The sequence below is a fragment of the Pseudomonas sp. PA-1-6B genome (assembly GCF_021609545.1).
GTDB classification, from domain to species: Bacteria; Pseudomonadota; Gammaproteobacteria; order Pseudomonadales; family Pseudomonadaceae; genus Aquipseudomonas; species Aquipseudomonas fluorescens_BV.
Map to the genome: position 1 here is coordinate 1 of NZ_WJZM01000006.1, position 19,393 is coordinate 19,393.

At 59.5% G+C, this 19,393-nt stretch carries 14 protein-coding genes and 4 tRNA genes; 11 read left to right on the top strand and 7 right to left on the bottom strand.

All coding sequences use genetic code 11. From position 1 onward, the window contains the following. Window positions 1–153: 153 nt before the first annotated feature. Window positions 154–1,593, bottom strand: a complete 1,440-nt coding sequence (gene hydA, locus GIV35_RS05225; RefSeq protein ID WP_236265971.1) for a dihydropyrimidinase — start codon at window positions 1,591–1,593, stop codon at window positions 154–156. 593 nt (window positions 1,594–2,186) lie between these two features. Between hydA and GIV35_RS05230 the strand changes: the two genes are divergently transcribed. Continuing rightward, window positions 2,187–3,674 (top strand): NCS1 family nucleobase:cation symporter-1, encoded by a 1,488-nt coding sequence (locus GIV35_RS05230; RefSeq protein WP_236264871.1) that lies wholly within the window; start codon window positions 2,187–2,189, stop codon window positions 3,672–3,674. Window positions 3,675–3,818: 144 nt separating this feature from the next. Further along, window positions 3,819–5,102, top strand: coding sequence for a Zn-dependent hydrolase (locus GIV35_RS05235; RefSeq protein WP_236264870.1), 1,284 nt, complete (start codon window positions 3,819–3,821; stop codon window positions 5,100–5,102). Window positions 5,103–5,148: 46 nt separating this feature from the next. Here GIV35_RS05235 and GIV35_RS05240 read toward each other — a convergent pair whose 3' ends face one another. Genes GIV35_RS05240 through GIV35_RS05250 form a run of 3 tightly spaced genes read right to left on the bottom strand, consistent with a single transcriptional unit; the run spans window position 5,149 to window position 10,928 of the window. Then, window positions 5,149–6,564, bottom strand: a complete 1,416-nt coding sequence (locus GIV35_RS05240) for an efflux transporter outer membrane subunit (protein ID WP_236264869.1) — start codon at window positions 6,562–6,564, stop codon at window positions 5,149–5,151. Continuing rightward, window positions 6,548–7,717, bottom strand: coding sequence for an efflux RND transporter periplasmic adaptor subunit (locus GIV35_RS05245; RefSeq protein WP_034127953.1), 1,170 nt, complete (start codon window positions 7,715–7,717; stop codon window positions 6,548–6,550). Before GIV35_RS05245 ends, GIV35_RS05240 begins: the two co-directional genes overlap by 17 nt. After that, window positions 7,707–10,928 carry an efflux RND transporter permease subunit gene (locus GIV35_RS05250; protein WP_236264868.1) on the bottom strand — a complete coding sequence of 1,074 codons (3,222 nt, stop codon included), beginning with the start codon at window positions 10,926–10,928 and terminating at the stop codon, window positions 7,707–7,709. The genes GIV35_RS05245 and GIV35_RS05250 overlap by 11 nt, the downstream gene beginning before the upstream one ends. A gap of 206 nt (window positions 10,929–11,134) precedes the next feature. On the opposite strand from GIV35_RS05250, the gene GIV35_RS05255 reads away from it, so the two are divergent. Further along, entirely contained in the window at window positions 11,135–11,545 is a 411-nt protein-coding gene (locus GIV35_RS05255) for a PA0061/PA0062 family lipoprotein (RefSeq protein ID WP_034127951.1), read from the top strand. On the opposite strand, the gene GIV35_RS05260 is transcribed toward GIV35_RS05255, so the two are convergent. After that, complete coding sequence (locus tag GIV35_RS05260; protein ID WP_164919344.1) at window positions 11,542–11,703, bottom strand: hypothetical protein; 162 nt, start codon at window positions 11,701–11,703, stop codon at window positions 11,542–11,544. The genes GIV35_RS05255 and GIV35_RS05260 overlap by 4 nt on opposite strands. Before the next feature lie 212 nt (window positions 11,704–11,915). Here GIV35_RS05260 and GIV35_RS05265 point away from each other — a divergent pair, with 212 nt between their 5' ends. Next, window positions 11,916–12,581, top strand: coding sequence for a peptidase C39 family protein (locus GIV35_RS05265; RefSeq protein WP_127880778.1), 666 nt, complete (start codon window positions 11,916–11,918; stop codon window positions 12,579–12,581). Between the two features lie 52 nt (window positions 12,582–12,633). Here the strand turns inward: GIV35_RS05265 and pbpG are convergent, their stop codons facing one another. Together pbpG and folD are read right to left on the bottom strand one after the other, a co-directional pair. Then, window positions 12,634–13,557 (bottom strand): D-alanyl-D-alanine endopeptidase, encoded by a 924-nt coding sequence (gene pbpG / locus GIV35_RS05270; protein ID WP_057974949.1) that lies wholly within the window; start codon window positions 13,555–13,557, stop codon window positions 12,634–12,636. Between the two features lie 207 nt (window positions 13,558–13,764). Beyond that, window positions 13,765–14,619 carry a bifunctional methylenetetrahydrofolate dehydrogenase/methenyltetrahydrofolate cyclohydrolase FolD gene (gene folD, locus GIV35_RS05275; protein ID WP_236264867.1) on the bottom strand — a complete coding sequence of 285 codons (855 nt, stop codon included), beginning with the start codon at window positions 14,617–14,619 and terminating at the stop codon, window positions 13,765–13,767. Between the two features lie 275 nt (window positions 14,620–14,894). Between folD and GIV35_RS05280 the strand changes: the two genes are divergently transcribed. The 7 genes from GIV35_RS05280 to clpX all read left to right on the top strand — a co-directional run bounded on the left by GIV35_RS05280 (window position 14,895) and on the right by clpX (window position 19,208). Next, window positions 14,895–14,971 (top strand) — tRNA-Arg (locus GIV35_RS05280). A gap of 32 nt (window positions 14,972–15,003) precedes the next feature. Continuing rightward, window positions 15,004–15,079: transfer RNA gene (locus GIV35_RS05285), tRNA-His, on the top strand. A 57-nt stretch (window positions 15,080–15,136) separates the two neighbouring features. Then, window positions 15,137–15,221: transfer RNA gene (locus tag GIV35_RS05290), tRNA-Leu, on the top strand. 77 nt (window positions 15,222–15,298) lie between these two features. Continuing rightward, window positions 15,299–15,374: transfer RNA gene (locus tag GIV35_RS05295), tRNA-His, on the top strand. Between the two features lie 400 nt (window positions 15,375–15,774). Beyond that, complete coding sequence (gene tig, locus GIV35_RS05300; RefSeq protein WP_054917375.1) at window positions 15,775–17,085, top strand: trigger factor; 1,311 nt, start codon at window positions 15,775–15,777, stop codon at window positions 17,083–17,085. Window positions 17,086–17,176: 91 nt separating this feature from the next. Continuing rightward, entirely contained in the window at window positions 17,177–17,812 is a 636-nt protein-coding gene (gene clpP, locus GIV35_RS05305; RefSeq protein WP_003192255.1) for an ATP-dependent Clp endopeptidase proteolytic subunit ClpP, read from the top strand. Between the two features lie 112 nt (window positions 17,813–17,924). Beyond that, window positions 17,925–19,208: an ATP-dependent Clp protease ATP-binding subunit ClpX gene (gene clpX, locus GIV35_RS05310; RefSeq protein ID WP_003192254.1), complete on the top strand. Its 1,284-nt coding sequence runs from the start codon at window positions 17,925–17,927 to the stop codon at window positions 19,206–19,208. The last annotated feature ends 185 nt before the right edge of the window (window positions 19,209–19,393 follow it).

Sequence of the window (19,393 nt, forward strand, 5' to 3'; positions counted from 1 at the left end):
GGTCAGGGTCTGGATCACGGTGTTGGCCTCACGGTTCTGCGCCTCTGCCGGGCACTGGTTTTTTGTGGCCTGGGCTGGCCTCATCGCAGGCAAGCCAGCTCCCACATTTGAATGTGTTCACAGGTCGAAAATGGGGGGCTCCCCAAAGCGGTCTCAGCGGTTCACGGCCACTGGCTTGCAAAGCGCTGCCCGCTTGCTCAACTGCTCGAACACCGAGGGATACGCCGGCCGCTGCACATACCGCCCGGCCCCTCGCTCCGCGCGCAGGTCACCATCGGCCCACACCAGCTTGCCCTGGCTGATGGTGTGGCTGGGCACGCCGCGCACGGTCTTGCCTTCGAAGATGTTGAAGTCCACTTGCTGATGGTGGGTCTTGGCGGAAATGGTCCGCGTGCCCTCGGGGTCCCATAGCACCAGGTCGGCATCGGCGCCTACGCGTATCGCGCCTTTGCGTGGGTAGAGGTTGAAGATCTTCGCGGTGTTGGTGGAGGTCAGCGCGACAAATTCCTGCATCGACAAACGCCCGGTATTGACGCCTTCATGCCACAGCAGCGCCATGCGGTCTTCAATGCCGGCGGTACCGTTGGGGATCTTGCTGAAGTCGTCACGCCCGGCGGCTTTTTGCTCGGCGCAGAAACAGCAGTGGTCGGTGGCGGTGGTGTGCAGGTTGCCCGCTTGCAGGCCGTGCCACAGCGCCTCTTGGTGCCCGCGTGGGCGGAATGGCGGGCTCATCACATAGCCGGCGGCGGTCTGCCAGTCGGGGTATTGGTACACGCTGTCATCGAGCAACAGGTGGCCGGCGAGCACTTCACCGTACACCGCCTGGCCCTTGCCCCGGGCATAGGTGATTTCATCCAGGGCTTCCTTCGTCGACACATGCACCAGGTACAGCGGCGTGCCGATGGTCTCGGCAATCCGGATGGCACGGCTGGCCGCTTCGCCTTCCACCTGGGACGGGCGCGACAGCGGATGGGCTTCCGGCCCGGTGATGCCCTGGGCCATCAGCTTGCGTTGCAGGTGGTACACCAGCTCGCCATTTTCGGCATGCACCGTGGGCACCGCGCCGAGTTCCAGGCAGCGTTCGAAACTGGCGACCAAGGTGTCATCGGCAGCCATGATCGCGTTCTTGTAGGCCATGAAATGCTTGAAGCTGTTGATGCCGTGATGGCTGACCAGCTCGGCCATTTCCTCGCGTACCTGCTCGCTCCACCAAGTGATCGCTACATGAAACCCGTAGTCGGCGGCAGACTTTTCGGCCCAGCCGCGCCACTGGTGGAAAGCTTCTATCAGCGATTGCTGTGGATTGGGAATCACGAAGTCGATGATCGACGTGGTACCACCGGCCAAGCCTGCCGCCGTGCCACTGAAAAAGTCTTCACTGGCCACGGTGCCCATGAAGGGCAGTTGCATATGGGTATGGGGGTCAATGCCGCCTGGCATCAAGTATTGGCCGCTGCCATCGAGTATTTCACAGCCTGTGGGAATATCCAGATTCGTGCCAATGGCGCGAATTAGACCCTCTGCGCATAACACATCGGCGCGGTAACTTTCATCATGGGTAATAACGGTGGCGCCACGGATCAACAGCGACATGTCGAGTTCCTCACAGGCTTGACCGGCTTGTGCCAGTTCTAAGTGTTGTAATACTGCGTACCGAGGGTCGGTTAATTCCTGTCATCGGTGACAGGAATAGAAACTAGCCCGAGTTTTTCGAATGAGCAAGAAGATTTTAATCAAACCTTTAAAGTTTTTATCTAGTTGATTTATAAGATAAAAATACTATTTTCACCAAAATGAAGCACGCCCACCCTGTTTTGACGCACTTGACAGGTTCTTGATCTGATCAATATTTCTTATTGCAAATCAGGCGCTTGAGATATGCCGCTTGACGGCGTCGAGAAATAAAAATAATTGTGATGCACCAGTTTGAGACCTGCAGGTTCTGGCAACTTGCGTATTGTTTAGCCTGACGCGTGCGGCAAGTAGCGCAGGCTCAATTGGAAAGCTGATAAACATCAGCAAGTTATACAAGCGGTGCGGGTTCAGAGGCGGTTGTCGGCACGGTTATTGAGTGCACGGGCAGTTGACCGGAACCCTGGATGTCATGTTGTTGATGCGGTACTCCGGCCACCTGAACCTAGCGTGCAGGTGAGCAACAATAATTTAAAAAAAACCGTGGAGCGGCCATGCAACAGAACAGATCGCAAGTCATCGAGCGCAACGGCCTGTACGAACTCGACGCCGGCCCCGACGTCCTCGACAGCCCTCGCTACAACCACGACATGGCACCTACCAAAGTACACGAGCGTACCTGGAACAAATGGCACATCACCGCGCTGTGGGTCGGCATGTCGATCTGCGTGCCCACCTACACCCTGGGTGGGGTGCTCACGGCGTATTTCGGGCTGTCGGTGGGGGAGGCGCTGATGGCGATCCTGCTGGCCAATATCGTGGTGTTGATCCCGCTGACCCTCAACGCGTTTCCCGGCACCAAGTACGGCATTCCGTTTCCGGTGCTGTTGCGTTCGTCCTTTGGCATCCTCGGTTCCAACGTACCGTGCCTGATCCGCGCGCTGGTGGCCTGCGGCTGGTTTGGTATCCAGACGATGTTTGGCGGTCTGGCGATCCACCTGTTCCTGGGCTCGATTTTCGACGGCTGGAAAGCCCTTGGCGGTACCGGTGAGGTGATCGGTTTCATGCTGTTCTGGTGCTTGAACCTGTGGGTAGTGCTGCGTGGCGCCGAGTCGATCAAGCGTCTGGAAACCTTGTCGGCGCCATTGTTGGTGGCGGTGGGGGTTGGGTTGCTGGTATGGGCGATGCCCAACGTGTCCCTCAGCGAACTGATGGCGATCCCACCCAAGCGCCCCGAAGGCGCCAGCCTCACCGGTTACTTCATGGCGGGGCTTACGGCGATGGTGGGCTTCTGGGCCACCTTGTCACTGAACATTCCCGACTTCAGCCGCTACGCCAACAGCCAGAAAGACCAGATTCTGGGGCAGATCTTCGGCTTGCCGCTGACCATGTTCCTGTTCGCCGCCCTCGGCGTGGTCATGACCGCCGCCTCGGTGAAACTGGTGGGGGTCAGCGTCTCCGATCCGGTGAGCCTGATTGGTCATATCCAGAGCCCGGTGTGGGTGGCCATCGCCATGGCGCTGATCATCGTCGCCACCTTGTCCACCAACACTGCGGCGAACATCGTCTCACCCACCAACGACTTCCAGAACATCGCGCCCAAGCTGATCAACCGCACTACGGCGGTGATCCTCACCGGCCTGGTAGGGCTGGCGCTGATGGCCCATGAACTGCTTAAAAAACTCGGGCTCATCGTCTCGGACGTCAGCCTGGAAACCGTGTACTCCAATTGGCTACTGGGCTATTCAAGCCTGTTGGGGCCGATTGCCGGGATCATGGTGGTGGACTATTTCATCACCCGCAAACAACAGTTGGACCTGGCCGGCCTGTACCGCGACGACGTATACCCGGCCTGGAACTGGAGCGGCTTTATCGCCTTTGGCGTACCGGTGGTGCTGACGCTGCTGTCGCTGGGCAGCGATGCGTTCAGCTGGTTCTACAGCTACGGCTGGTTCACCGGCTCGGCGTTGGGCGGGGTGTTGTATTACGGGCTCAATGCCAAGCGGGCTAGCAGTCCACTCACCGCCAAATTCCCGTTGTAAACACGGTCCAGGTGGGAGCTGGCTTGCCTGCGATAGCGGACTATCAGTTAAAGCCGTGTCGCCTGACACACCGCCATCGCAGGCAAGCCAGCTCCCACACTCGACCGCGTCAATTCATAAGAAAATCAGCCTGAGGAGACCCCCATGAACGCTGCCCTCGACGTCCTGCAATCGACCCATCAGCACATCAACCGCGACCGTCTGTGGCAGTCGCTGATGGACCTGGCCAAACTCGGCGCCACCCCCAAAGGCGGAGTGTGTCGCCTGGCCCTTACCGACCTCGACCGCAAGGCTCGCGATCTCTTCGTGCAGTGGTGTGAAGCGGCGGGTTGCACCGTGACCATCGACGGCATCGGCAATATCTTTGCGCGCCGTCCCGGTCGCAATCCCGATCTGCCACCGGTGATGACCGGCAGCCATATCGACACCCAGCCCACCGGCGGCAAGTTCGACGGTTGCTTCGGCGTGCTGGCCGGTGTGGAAGTGCTGCGCACCCTCAACGATCTGAATGTGGAAACCGAGGCGCCGCTGGAAGTGGTGGTGTGGACCAACGAAGAAGGCTCGCGTTTCCCGCCGTGCATGATGGGCTCAGGGGTGTTTGCCGAGAAGTTCAGCCTGGCCGATACCCTGGCCAAGGTCGATACGGACGGCATCAGCGTGGGGGATGCGTTGAACGCGATTGGTTATGCCGGAACACGGCCGGTCAGCGGGCATAAGGTCGGCGCGTATTTCGAGGCCCATATCGAACAAGGGCCGATTCTGGAGGATGAACACAAAACCATCGGCGTGGTGCTCGGCGCCCTCGGGCAAAAGTGGTTTGACCTGAAGCTGCGCGGTGTTGAAGCCCATGCCGGCCCTACACCCATGCACTTGCGCAAGGATGCCCTGGTAGGCGCGGCAGCGGTGGTGGCCGCCGTGAACGCTGCGGCGTTGGCGCACCAGCCCCATGCATGCGGCACGGTGGGGTGCCTGCAAGCGTATCCGGGATCGCGCAACGTGATTCCCGGTGAGGTGCGCATGACCCTGGATTTTCGTCACTTGGAACCGGCACGGCTGGACTCGATGATTGCCCAGGTGCGTCAGGTGATCGAGGACACCTGCGCCAAACATGGCTTGAGTTTCGACATGCAGCCCACGGCGGACTTTCCGCCGCTGTACTTCGACAAAGGCTGTGTGGAGGCGGTGCGCGATGCCGCCAATGGCTTGGGCTTGTCGAACATGGACATCGTCAGCGGGGCAGGGCACGACGCGATCTTCGTGGCTGAGCTGGGCCCGGCGGGGATGATCTTTGTACCGTGTGAAGGCGGCATCAGCCACAACGAAATCGAAAATGCCGCGCCGGATGACTTGGCGGCAGGGTGTGCGGTGTTGTTGCGCGCCATGGTAGCCGCTTCAGCAGCCATCGCCAGCGGCAAGTTAGCCGCCTGAACTGATCGTTCCCAGGCTCCGCGTGGGAACGATCATTAGCAGGCTATTAACCCGGCTGCCAGCCGCCGCCGAGTGCGGTCAAAAGTCCCACACTCGCCTGCAACTGCCGGGTCTGCACCGCCTGCAACGTTCTCTGTGCCTGCAACGCGGCGGTTTGGGCGGTGACCACGTCCAGGTAACTCACCGCCCCGGCCTGATAGCTGTTCATCGCCAAGGCCTGGGTATGTTGCGCCGCCTCTGCCGCCGCTTGCTCGTCCTCGGCTTGCTGCTGCAAATCCCGCAGTTGTGCGAGGTTATCTTCCACCTCGCGCACGGCTTTCAATACGTGGCTACGGTACTGTGCCGAGGCTTCCTCGAATTCGGCCTTGGCCTGGCGCTCGTTGGCGCTCAAGCGTCCGCCATCGAAGATCGGCAGGTTCATCAGCGGCCCCAGTGCCCAATACCGGTTGCCGGCGGACAGCAGGTTGCCAACGCCTTGGGTCTGCCCGCCCAGCACACCGGTCAAACTGAAATCCGGGAACCACGCCGCCTTGGCCACGCCGATCGTTGCGTTGGCCGCAAACACACGACGTTCAGCTGCGGCAATGTCTGGACGACGCTGCAGCAAGTGGCTGGGCAACTGCGCCGGAATGCCTGGCAACGCCATTAACTGCGGGCTGGGCGGCAATGAAAAATCACTGGCCGTCACGCCCACCAATTCGCCGATGGCATGCTCGGCGAGGTTGCGCTGGCCACGCACTTCGTCCAGCTGCGCCTTGGCTTCGGCCAGTTGGTTTTGCGCGCGGGTCAGGTCCAGTTCGGACGCAATCTGGCCTTCATAACGGCTGCGGGTCAGTTGCAACGCTTGGCTGAAGTCCTGCAACGACGTGTTGAGGATTCGGCCCTGTGCATCCAGCCCATTGAGCTGCACATACAGGCTCGCCAACTGCTGTTGCAGGCTCAGGCGCACCACCGCCAGATCATCAAAGGACGCTTGCGCCTGGGCATCGCCCGCAGCGACCTGGTTGCGGATTCTGCCCCACAGGTCGAGGTCGTAACCCAGGGAGAACCCAACGGTATTGCTGTTGTACACCGACGGCTGTGCAGTGCCGCGTAGCGGTCGTGAATCCGATTGACGTTGGCGCAGCGGTTGCGCGCTGGCGGTGATTTGCGGGAAAAGGCCCGCGTGCAGTTGACTGGCGTAGGCCTGGGACGCATCGAAGTGCGCCAGCGCCGCGGCCAGATCCGGGTTGGCCTTGAGCAGTTGCTGCTGCAGCGCGTTCAGGCGCGAATCGTTGTAAAGCTGCCACCACTGGGACGCCAGTTGATCCGACGGTTGCGCGCTGTGCCAGGGGCCATCGCTGGTTTGTTCGCGGTAGTGGGCGGGCAGGTCAATCGACGGCACCGTATAGGTGGGCGCCATCGAGCAACCCTGCAACGCCAGCACCATCAGTGCCGCCAGCGGCTTAAGCCTTGGGCGCATGCGCACCTCCCGAGGCGTCGGCCAGTTGCACCGGGTCGCCTTCGCGCAGGGCGTCGGGCGGGTTGTCGATGATGCGGTCAGCAGGCTTCAGGCCTTGGTCGATCACCAGGCGCTCGCCGAGGTCCAGGCCAATATGAATGTCTTGCAGGTGCACATGGTTGCGACCGTCCAGTACCGCAACCTGGGTGCCCTGGGCGCGGAAGATCAAGGCGCTGGCCGGGATGCTCACGCCATGGGTATCGGCCGGAATCGGCAGGGTGACTTCGGCGTAATCGCCTGGCAGCAGTTCGCCGTTGGGGTTGTCGGCAACGAACTGGGCGAGCAGGGTGCCAGAGCGACGGTCGATGGCGGTGGAGTCTCCGATCAGACGTGCCTTGAAGTGCTCGCCAGGGTGCTCAGGGACGGTCAGTTCGGCCTCAAGGCCCGTATGAATGACCGCTGCATAGTTCTGCGGCACCGGCACGTACAAGCGCAATTGGTGGGTGTCGGCAATGTTGAACAGTTCCGGATCGCTGGCGTTATCGGCCTTGATCAACTGGCCGATGTCCGTGTTGCGGGCGGTGATGGTGCCAGCGAATGGCGCTCGAAGGGTCTTGTAGCTTTCCAGGGCGCACAGTCGCGCGTAGTCCGCTGCCGCGGCTTCGGTGTTGGCCTTGGCGGCTGCGGCATTGGAGGTTTTCTCATCGGCGTCCTGGCGCGATACCGAATGGCTGGCCAGCAGGTTTTGCCAGCGGGTCGCCGTGGTGGCTGCCAGGCGTGCATTGGCTTGTTGCTGGATCAGGCGGGCATGGGCCTGGGCCAGTTGTTGGTCGAGGTCTGGGCTGTCGATTTCGGCGAGGATTTGCCCGGCCTTGACCTGGGCACCGATGTCGACTTTCCAGTCCTTCAAGTAGCCGCTGACCCGCGCATGGATCGCCGCTTTGCTCCATGCGTCCAGGTGGGCGGGCAGGCGCAGGGTGTCACCGCCGGCGTTTGGCTTGGGTTGGAACACCATTACCTGGGGGACGGCGGCGGCTTCGGTCCAGGCGGTGACCGACTGCTCGTGCAGCGTACGCGCGTGCAGGCCGCTGGCGACTAACAGGGCAGCCAACGTCAGGCCACCGACACCCAGGAGCATCAGACGCTTGCGCGAGGGTTTTTGATCAGGCGACATGGGGCGTTTCTCCAGCAGTTGCGCGAGTAGGATGACGACCGTGGACCAGGCTGAAGACCACGGGAACAAACAACAAAGTGGCGATGGTGGCGAAGACCAGGCCACCGATGACCGCCCGGCCGAGCGGGGCGTTCTGCTCCTCGGAAATGGCCAGGGGCAGCATGCCGATGATCATTGCCAAGGCAGTCATGCACACCGGGCGAAAGCGCGTATAGCCGGCTTCCAGCGCGGCTTTCAACGCATCGCCATGTTCGGCCAGGCGCTCACGGCAGAAGCTCACCACCAGGATCGAGTTGGCGGTGGCCACGCCCATGCACAAGATGGCGCCGGTGAGTGCTGGCACCGACAACGAGGTGCCACTGAGGAACAGCATCCACACGATGCCCGCCAATGCTGCCGGTAACGCCGTGATGATCACAAAGGGGTCGGCCCATGACTGGAAGTTGACCACGATCAGCAAGTAGATCAGCACCACCGCGCCGAGCAGTCCGAAGCTCAAACCACTGAACGCCTCATGCAGCGCATCGATCTGCCCGTGCAGGCTGATGGTCGCGCCTTTGGGGCGCATGGACGCAGTGTCATCCAGCACCTTTTGCACATCACGGGCAACGCCGCCCAGATCGCGGCCTTGCACGTTGGCGTACAGGTCCAGGGTAGGCTCGATATTGTAGTGGGTCACCACGGCCGGGCTCTGTACCCGGGAGATGGTTGCCACGCCGCCGAGAATTTGCGCCTGCCCATCGGCACCGGTCACTGGCAGCGCTTCCAGGGACGGCAGGCTGTCGAGGCGGTATTGCGGGGTGGCGGCGACGATGGAGTAAGACACGCCGTTGGCCGGGTTGAGCCAGAAGGTCGGCGCGGTTTGCGAGCTGCCGGCGAGGGAGGCGACCATGCTGTTGGTGACGTCACGCTCGGTGATGCCCAGGCCATTGGCGCGCATACGGTCCACGTTTACTTGCAGCGAGGGGTAGCCGGTGGACTGCTGGATCCGCAGGTCGGCAATCCCCGGTACATGTTGCAAGCGCCGTTCAAGCTCGACGGCATAGGCGCGGTTTTCCGCGTCATTGCGCCCGGAGATTTTGACGTCCAGAGGGGCGGGAGCGCCGAAGTTGAGGATCTGGCTGCTGATGTCGGCGGGCAGGAACGCAAAGTGGCTGCCGGGGAAACTTTGCGGCAGGGCTTCGCGCAGTTTTTTCACATAGTCGGCGGTGGGCGCGTGGTGCGTTTTCAAGCTGACTTGAATATCGCCATCCTGCGGGCCGATGGTGCCGCTGCTGCTGTAGGCCATGTCGATGCCGCTGAGCGGAATGCCAATATTGTCGACGATGGTGTCCAGTTCTTCGGCGGGGATGACCTCGCGGATCCGTGCTTCGATGCGATCGAACGCCGCGGCGCTTTCTTCGATGCGCGTGCCCAGTGGCAAGCGCACATGCAGGGCCAAGGCACCCGCATCGGTGGCCGGGAAAAAGTCCTGGCCCAGGCTCGGTAACAGCAGGAACGACGCGAGTACGCAGGCCAGGAACCCGACAATGAAGCGCTTGCGTGCGCCCAGCGCCAGCGTCAGCAGGCCATGGTAGGTGTCGCGGATAGTGGAAAAGTGCCGTTCGAATCCCTGTTGAAAATTCAGCACCGATTGCAGCAACGCATTGCGCGGCCTCAAGTGCTGTTCACCCTCGTGGTGATTGATGAATGCATCTTCCGGATGATGCCCCGCGCCTGCCTCCGGCCTATGTGGTTTGAGCAAATACATCGCCAGCGTCGGCACCAGGGTACGCGAGAGAATGAACGAACTGGCCATGGCAAAGATCACCGCCAGCGCCATTGGCCGGAACAGGTAACCGGCGATGCCTTGCAGCAAAAACATCGGCACGAACACGATGCAGATGCACAACAGCGAGACGAAAGCCGGCCCGACGATTTGCGCGGCGCCGTCGAGAATCGCGGCCTTCACCGCCTTGCCTTGCTCCAGGTGCCAGTTGATGTTTTCGATGGTCACCGTGGCGTCGTCCACCAGGATGCCCACCGCCAACGCCAGCCCGCCCAACGTCATCACGTTGAGGGTTTGCCCACTGACGGCCAACAGCGCGATGGCCGACAGCACTGCCAGGGGAATCGACGCGGCGATGATCAAGGTCGAGCGCCAACTGCCGAGAAACAGCAGAATCATCGCACTGGTGAGCAGTGCGGCAATGATGCCTTCCTGGGCCACGCTGCCCACCGACTGCTTGACGAACACCGAGGCATCGCCCAGCAGCGAGGTTTTCAGCGACGGTGGCAAGGTTTCGTTGATGCGCGGCAGCATCTGCCGGATACCGTCGATGATCGACAGCGTGGAAATGCTGCCGTTTTTCAGCGCCGGCATCAGCACGGCGCGATGGCCGTCGACCCGCACGATATTGGTTTGCGGTGGTGAACCGTCGCGCACATGGGCCACTTGGCCGATGGTGATCAGCGCACCGTCGACGGTCTTGATCGGCAAGTCGTTGAGCTCATCAATCGCCTTGGGGCTGTTGTTGAGCAGGATCGTGTATTCGTTGGGGCCGAGCTTGGCGGTGCCCACCGGGATGATCTGGTTCTGCAGCGCCAGGGCGTTGCCCACGTCCTGGGCCGACAAGCCTTTGGCGGCCAGGGCTTGAGGGTCGAGGTCGAGGGTGATCTGCCGTTGCTTGCCACCCATTGGCGTGGGCATGGCCAGGCCGGGCAGGGCGCTCAAGGGCAGGCGGATATTGTTCTGCACCAGATCGCGAATTTTGGCTTCCGACAGGCTGGGGCTGGAGAACGCCATTTGCAGGATCGGCACCGTGGAGGCGCTGTAGTTGAGGATCAGCGGCGGGGTGATGCCCGGTGGCATTTGCTTGAGCACGGTTTGTGACACCGCCGTGACCTGGGCATTGGCGGTACGGATATCGACGCCAGGCTGGAAGAAGATCTTGACGATGCCCATGCCGGGCAACGATTGCGACTCGATATGTTCGATGTCGTTGACGGTGGTGCTCAGGGAGCGTTCGTAGGTGTAGATCACCCGGCCGGCCATGGCGTCCGGAGACAGGCCGTTGTACTGCCACACCACGGCGACCACCGGAATGCCGATATCGGGAAAAACATCCGTGGGCGTACGCAGGGCCGCCATCGGCCCGATGATGCAGATGAATATAGCCAGCACGATGAAGGTGTACGGCTTGTGCAGTGCGGTCTTTACCAGCCCGAGCATGCGTGAGTCTCCGAGAAGAGCAGGATTGCAAACCCCGGCAGTCTTGACCGACCCACCTAACACGCACCTTTCAGCCAGGTGAAGGAAGTTTTAGTCAAGGGCTGAAGATACTTTCATAGGGATTCATTTGTTCCAGGAAGGGCGGCTCATCAAGCTTGTCAGCCATCGGATACGAGCTTTTCATTCATGCCCTTTGGAGCCCTGTCATGTCACTCAAACCACTGTTGTTAGTTCCCGTCCTTGGCTTTGTCTGTTTACTGTCGGCCTGCGCCGGCCCGATCCCCAAGGCGGACCCCAGCGAAGCCTGGATCGGCTTGCAGGAAGAAGCGCCGAATGACCTGATGGCCGAGCGTGTCGATGGCAAGCGGGTGGACGATGGGCGCTATTTTGAGGTGACCCCGGGGGACCATCGCCTGGACGTGACTTTATTTGAAGACGAGCCGGGTGATGACAACCAGCAGGACTGCCAGGGCCGCATCGAGTACAAGCATTTCAAGGCAGGTGAGCACTACACCCTGGTGGAGTCGAGCCTGGGCACCACGGTGCGCGCGTCCCTTGAGGACGGCCACGGCAAGGAAATTGCCGCGACCCAGGACTTCAATTGCATGCCTGGCTAGGCGTGATGCGCCGTCGCCTTGTGCGGTTCTGCGGGTGCAGCAGGTTTGACGTGGGGGTGATGATGCCGGCGCGTCACGCGCATGACTCCCCACAGCATGGCGGCGGCGACGGCCAGCCAACCACAGATCAACAGGAAAATCGTTGTCGCAAGGCTCATTCGGGCCTCCTTTCGCCCACTTGGGGCACACACAGTCTTCTCAATGGACAGTCTAGTCAGCTGGCGGTTGCCTGCTATTGACCAATGGTCGAGTCGGTCCAACTTCTTTGCTCTATCAGCGCCGCTTTACTGAGCCAGTGGGCTATACCGGCGGGGCGGGGCGCCCTATGATCGGAGGCCTTTACCGGCAGTTGATCAAGAGAGTGAAAAAATTGCGCTTACGGTCGAACCTTAAAACCTCATTGCTGCTCGCCGCTGCCCTTGGGCTGGCGGCCTGTGCCAGCAGCACACCATCGAAACTGCCAGGCTTGCCGGAGCGCGTTGAACTCACTGGCGTGCCGACCTTTCGCAGCGAGGCTTATCAGAGCGGTCCTACGGCACTTGCCAGCATGCTGTCGCAACAAGGCATTGTCATGACACCGGGTTTGCTTGATAAACCGCTGCACTTGCCCGGCGCCGAGGCGGACCTTGAGCGCAACATGCAAGTGTTGGCACGTGAATACGGGCTGATGGTGTATCCACTGGAGGCCAAGCTGACCGCCGTGCTGGCGCAGGTGGCGGCGGGTTACCCGGTGATGGCGCGGATCAACGCCAGTTATTGGTCCGGGGCGCGCTATGTCGTGGTGGTGGGGTTCAACCAACAGAAGAGTACGGTGCTGTTGCGCTCTGGCAACGAGCGCCGGCTGATCATGAGCTTCAGCGACTTCGAGTCGGCGTGGGCGAGCGCGGGCCATTGGGCCATTCTGACCCAGCGCCCGAGCCAACTGCCGGCCAATGTGGACGTGCAGCGCTGGCGCGATGCGGCCAATGCCACGGCGCAGGCGGGGCAGGAGCAAGCGGCGGCCCAAGCGCTCAAGGTGTTGGCAGAGAAGAAGTGAAGCTCAAATAATGTGGAAGCGGGCTTGCTCGCCCCCACACTAAAATCGTTGCTTATCGACGTACTTCCGTAGCGGTCGCTCGGTTCTTGAGGTTTTTATCGGCCTTGTAACGCAGCGCTACATCCGGCACTGCGCCGCCTTTGCCGGTCTCGACCCAGCTACGAATACGGCTGGCATCGGCAAAATGGGTGAACTTGCCAAAGGCATCCAGGATCACCAGCGACACCGGGCGATTGCCCATGCTCGTCACCAACACCAGGCAATGGCCGGCCTGGTTGGTGAAGCCGGTCTTGGTCAGCTTGATATCCCAGTTGGCGCGGTTGATCAGATGGTCGGTGTTGGAGAAGCCCAAGGTGTAATTAGGCTTGCGGAACGACACGGTCTTTTCCTTGGTGGTGCTCAACTGGCTCAGCATCGGAAACTTGCGCGCATAGGCCAGCAGCTTGCTCAGGTCGCGGGCGGTCGACACGTTATGGATCGACAGGCCGGTGGGCTCCACGTAGTGGGTGCTGGTCATGCCCAGGGATTTGGCCTTGGCGTTCATCGCGGCAATGAAGGCCGCATAACCACCTGGATAGTGGTGGGCGAGGCTGGCGGCGGCGCGGTTTTCCGAAGACATCAGCGCGATCAGCAGCATTTCCTTACGTGGCATCTGGCTGCCGATCTTCACCCGGGAGAACACGCCTTTCATCTCGGGCGTGTCGGTGATGTTGATGTCGATGTACTCGTCCATATTCTGCTTGGCTTCGAGGACGATCAGGCCAGTCATCAGCTTGCTCACCGAGGCGATAGGTACCACCACGTCAGGGTTGCTGGAATAAATGACTTTATTGGTCTGCAAGTCGACCAGCATGGCACTGCCGGAGGCGATCTGCAGCTTGGAGGCGTCACGCGGGGCCAGGGTGGATTCGGCGGCGTGGGCGAAGGTGCCTGTTAACGCAAAAAACAGGCTGACAATAGAAAGACGAATTTTCACGCGGATGAACTCGCTAAAAAGTAAGGAAATGCCGTTGTAGAACGGGTCTTAAGACAAATGACGTTACATTTTAGGAGTATGGATGAAGAACTGTCGAATGTTCTTCTAGAACCAGACGAAAGTGCCTAAAAACTAAGAAAAAACGGTTTTTTTACGGGTAATAAAAAGCCCTGCGCTAAGGCAGGGCTTTTTCATCACCTCTGGTTATTAACCGTGCAGCGTTTCCGCTGCATATAAGGTGTTTTCCAGCAAGCAGGCCCGGGTCATCGGCCCGACACCGCCAGGGACCGGCGTGATCCAGCCTGCTCGGGGCAGGGCGGTTTCATACACCACGTCGCCCACCAACTTGCCGTCTTCCTGGCGGTTGATACCCACGTCAATGACGATGGCACCTTCCTTAATCCACTCACCCTTGACCAGGCCCGGCTTGCCGGCGGCGACTACCACCAGGTCAGCGCGGCCGACGTGGCCGGCGAGGTCCCTGGTGAAGCGATGGGTGACGGTCACGGTGCAGCCGGCCAGCAGCAGCTCCATGGCCATCGGGCGACCGACGATGTTCGATGCGCCCACCACCACAGCGTCAAGGCCGTACAGGTCGACACCGGTGCTTTCCAGCAGCGTCATGATGCCTTTAGGCGTGCATGGACGCAGCAGGGGAATGCGTTGAGCCAGGCGGCCGACGTTATAAGGGTGGAAACCGTCGACGTCCTTGTCCGGGCGGATGCGCTCCAGCAGCTTGGAGGCGTCCAGGTGCTCAGGCAGCGGCAGCTGCAGCAGGATGCCGTCCATGCCCGGGTCATCGTTGAGGCTGTCAATCAGGTCGGTCAGGGCCTGTTGAGTGGTGTCCGAAGGCAAGTCGTAGGCCTTGGAAATAAAGCCGACCTCTTCACAGTCTTTACGCTTGTGCGAGACATAAACCTGAGAGGCAGGATCGCTGCCGACCAGGATCACCGCGAGGCCAGGCGTGCGCAGGCCTTGCTGGCTGCGCTCGGTGACTCGTTTGGCGATCTGCTGGCGCAGGCTGGCGGCGATTGATTTGCCGTCGATAAGTTGTGCAGTCATTACGCGTGATTAACCATCGAGAGGGGGAAGAAAAGTGCGCGCATTCTCGCATGCCAAGGCGCGAGGGCAAAGGCGCTTGGTCTGCAAATTGCCCTAACCCCTTAAATAAAATCAGTTTTTTTCAAAAAAGATTTGACGGGTTTCCAGGGCATCTATACTATTCGTCGCACTTGTCGGGCACAGCCTAGCACTGGTTAAGAAGGTCGAGCAGAATAGTTGTACTGCAAGGCTGGAAGCACTTAGTTTGTAATCCTCCAAGAGTACAGATTAATAAGGCGCCCGTAGCTCAGCTGGATAGAGCATCCGCCTTCTAAGCGGATGGTCGCAGGTTCGAGTCCTGCCGGGTGCGCCATTAGGCAGCTTTGGCACAAGTAGCGCTATATGGTGGGCGTAGCTCAGTTGGTAGAGCACGGGATTGTGACTCCCGTTGTCGAGGGTTCGATCCCCTTCGTCCACCCCATATTCTGAAAGGCGCCAGATTTAACAGTCTGGCGCCTTTGCTTTAAGAGCTTCAAGCGCGGATGTGGTGGAATTGGTAGACACACTGGATTTAGGTTCCAGCGCCGCGAGGCGTAAGAGTTCGAGTCTCTTCATCCGCACCAATTAAAGCTTTTCCCGGTCGTCAGGCGGGGCAGGGCTCAACAAAGAAGTGGTTTGGTTTCTTTGTTAACGCAATATGGTGGGCGTAGCTCAGTTGGTAGAGCACGGGATTGTGACTCCCGTTGTCGAGGGTTCGATCCCCTTCGTCCACCCCATATTCGAAAGGCGCCAGATTTAACAGTCTGGCGCCTTTTTTGGTTTTGGCGGTTTGAGATTGGGTGGTTGCAGGTGCTGGGCTGCCCCGGCAGGGCGTGTCGTCGTATTTGTGTATCTCGATGATGCCGCGTTGCTTGCTCGCCTTGTTCGCAGGGCGGGCCGCCAGGGAGATGAATGGTTGTTCCTTCTATATATAGAGAGGGGCGGCGCAGAGCCCTGGCGCAATTTGGCTGTATTTGTCACCGGGCGAGGTACTTCAGTGCTTTCGTACCGATAAATTGCCGGCTATTTTTCGCGGTGTTTTCAGTAGGGTGACTTCTTGAGTTTGACCCACTAGAATGCATGCCCTTGATTGGGGTCGGAAATGGCCGGCTAATGTCTGTGCAACGAGGAATATCCATGCAAGTTTCTGTTGAAAATACTACTGCTCTCGAGCGCCGCCTGAGCATCACCGTGCCGGCAGAGCGTATCGAGACTGCGGTCAACAAGCGTCTGCAGCAGACTGCCCAAAAGGCCAAGATCGCTGGTTTCCGTCCAGGCAAAGTGCCTATGAGCGAAATCAAGCGTCGTTTTGGTGCCGATGCGCGCCAGGAAGCTGTAGGTGACGTGATCCAGGCTTCCTTCTACGAAGCCGTTGTCGAGCAGAAGCTGAACCCGGCTGGCTCGCCTTCGATCGAGCCCAAGTCCCTGGAAGCGGGCAAGGACCTGGAATACGTTGCCGTATTCGAAGTGTTCCCGGAATTTGAAGTGGCCGGTTTCGACGGTATCGAAATCGAGCGTCTGAGCGCCGAAGTGGCTGATTCGGACCTGGACAACATGCTGGAAATCCTGCGCAAGCAGAACACTCGTTTCGAAGTGGCCGACCGTGCCGCCCAGAACGAAGACCAACTGAACATCGATTTCGTTGGCAAGGTTGACGGCGAAGTCTTCGCTGGCGGCTCCTCCAAGGGCACTCAGCTGGTGCTGGGTTCCAACCGCATGATCCCTGGTTTCGAAGACGGCCTGGTTGGCGCCAAAGCCGGCGAAGAGCGCGTTCTGAACCTGACTTTCCCTGCTGACTACCAGAACCTGGACCTGGCTGGCAAAGCCGCCGAGTTCACCGTTACCGTCAACAGCGTTTCCGAGCCTAAGCTGCCAGAGCTGAACGAAGAGTTCTTCGCCCAGTTCGGCATCAAGGAAACCGGCATCGAAGGCTTCCGCACCGAAGTTCGCAAGAACATGGAGCGTGAGCTGCGCCAGGCTATCAAGTCCAAGGTCAAGAACCAGGTCATGGACGGTCTGCTGGCCGCCAACCCGATCGAAGTGCCTAAGGCTCTGCTGTCCAACGAAGTGGATCGCCTGCGCGTTCAAGCGGTTCAGCAGTTTGGTGGCAACATCAAGCCTGACCAACTGCCGGCCGAGCTGTTCGAAGAGCAAGCCAAGCGCCGCGTTGTGCTGGGCCTGATCGTGGCCGAAGTGGTCAAGCAGTTCGACCTCAAGCCAGACGAAGACCGCGTTCGCGAAATGATCCAGGAAATGGCTTCGGCCTACCAGGAGCCTGAGCAGGTCGTGGCTTGGTACTACAAGAACGAGCAGCAGATGAACGAAGTACGTTCGGTTGTGCTGGAAGAACAAGTTGTGGATACTGTTCTGCAGAAGGCTAAGGTGACCGATAAAGCGGTCTCTTACGAAGAAGCAGTCAAACCGGCGGAAGCAGCACAAGCCGACTGATTGTCCAACTCGTTGGAAATTCAACCATAAGCCAGCCTCGCGCTGGCTTATGCGTTTTCAAGACATGACTATTTGGGAGTAACTGCAGAGCATGTTCCGTAATTCCTATATTCAGCAGAACTCTGATATCCAGGCCGCAGGCGGCCTGGTCCCGATGGTTGTCGAGCAGTCCGCTCGTGGCGAACGCGCCTACGACATCTACTCGCGCCTGCTCAAGGAGCGAGTGATCTTTCTGGTTGGCCCGGTAGAGGACTACATGGCCAACCTGATTTGTGCGCAATTGCTGTTCCTTGAAGCGGAAAACCCGGACAAGGACATCCATCTCTACATCAACTCACCGGGCGGTTCGGTGACTGCGGGCATGTCGATCTACGACACCATGCAGTTCATCAAGCCAAACGTGTCGACCACCTGTATTGGCCAGGCGTGCAGCATGGGCGCCTTCCTGCTGACCGCGGGTGCCGAAGGCAAGCGTTTCTGCCTGCCGAACTCGCGTGTGATGATTCACCAGCCACTGGGCGGTTTCCAGGGCCAGGCGTCGGACATCGAAATCCACGCCAAGGAAATCCTCTTCATTCGTGAGCGTCTCAACACGCTGATGGCCAAGCACAGCGGGCGCACCCTGGAAGAAATCGAGCGCGATACCAACCGTGACAATTTCATGAGCGCTGAAGCTGCCAAGGAATACGGGTTGATCGACGCAGTGATCGACAAGCGCCCCGCTTAATATAAGCCGCTCAAAATAGGGCTGGTCGGCATGTCCGACCACTGGCGGGCTTGAAAAAGCCCGCATAAGCCTTCATCTTGTGTTGCAAGCCTATCGGATTTGGATCGAACGAATGACTGACACCCGCAACGGCGAGGACAACGGCAAGCTGCTCTATTGCTCCTTCTGTGGCAAAAGCCAGCATGAAGTGCGCAAATTGATTGCCGGCCCCTCGGTGTTTATCTGCGACGAATGCGTCGACCTGTGCAATGACATCATCCGCGAGGAGGTGCAGGAAGCCCAGGCCGAGAGCAGTGCGCATAAATTACCTTCGCCTAAAGAAATCAGCGGCATCCTTGACCAGTACGTCATTGGTCAAGAGCGTGCAAAGAAGGTTCTGGCCGTAGCGGTGTACAACCACTACAAGCGCTTGAACCAGCGTGACAAGAAAGGTGACGAGGTTGAACTTGGCAAGAGCAACATCTTGCTGATCGGTCCTACAGGCTCGGGTAAAACCCTGCTTGCAGAAACCCTCGCTCGCCTGCTGAACGTTCCGTTCACCATCGCCGACGCCACCACCCTCACCGAGGCTGGCTACGTGGGTGAAGATGTCGAGAACATCATTCAGAAACTGCTGCAGAAGTGCGACTACGACGTAGAGAAGGCCCAGATGGGTATTGTCTACATCGACGAGATCGACAAGATCTCGCGCAAGTCGGACAACCCGTCGATCACCCGGGACGTTTCCGGTGAAGGCGTGCAGCAGGCCCTGTTGAAACTGATCGAAGGCACGGTTGCTTCCGTTCCGCCACAAGGCGGCCGCAAGCACCCGCAGCAGGAATTCCTTCAGGTTGATACGCGCAACATCCTGTTCATTTGTGGCGGTGCGTTCTCCGGTCTGGAGAAGGTGATTCAGCAGCGTTCCACCCGTGGCGGCATTGGTTTCAGTGCGGAAGTGCGTAGCAAGGAAGAAGGCAAGAAGGTTGGGGAGTCCCTGCGTGAAGTCGAGCCTGACGATCTGGTCAAGTTCGGTCTGATCCCGGAATTCGTTGGCCGTCTGCCGGTCCTGGCGACGTTGGACGAGTTGGATGAGGCGGCTTTGATCCAGATCCTCACCGAGCCGAAAAACGCCCTGACCAAGCAATACGGCAAATTGTTCGAGATGGAAGGTGTAGACCTCGAGTTCCGTACTGACGCGCTGAAATCGGTGGCCAAGCGGGCACTGGAGCGCAAGACCGGTGCACGTGGCCTGCGTTCTATTCTCGAAGGCGTGTTGCTCGACACCATGTACGAAATCCCCTCGCAGTCCGAGGTGAGTAAAGTGGTGATCGACGAAAGCGTGATCGAAGGCAAATCCAAGCCACTGTATATCTACGAAAACAGTGAGCCGGCTGCCAAGGCTGCACCCGACGCGTAAGCGTTCAGCAGTTGCGGTACAAGCAAGGGGCCTCTAGGGGCCCCTTGTTTTTTGGGGGCTTTTCTCGGAGCGGTGGTTAAATTCGCGTGTATTCATGCGTTTAACTACTGGCATTGAGCTTGTTTTTTTTGCATGTAACCCCCATCTTGGTTTCAAGCTTATTTTTGAACTGTCATAGAGGCGAA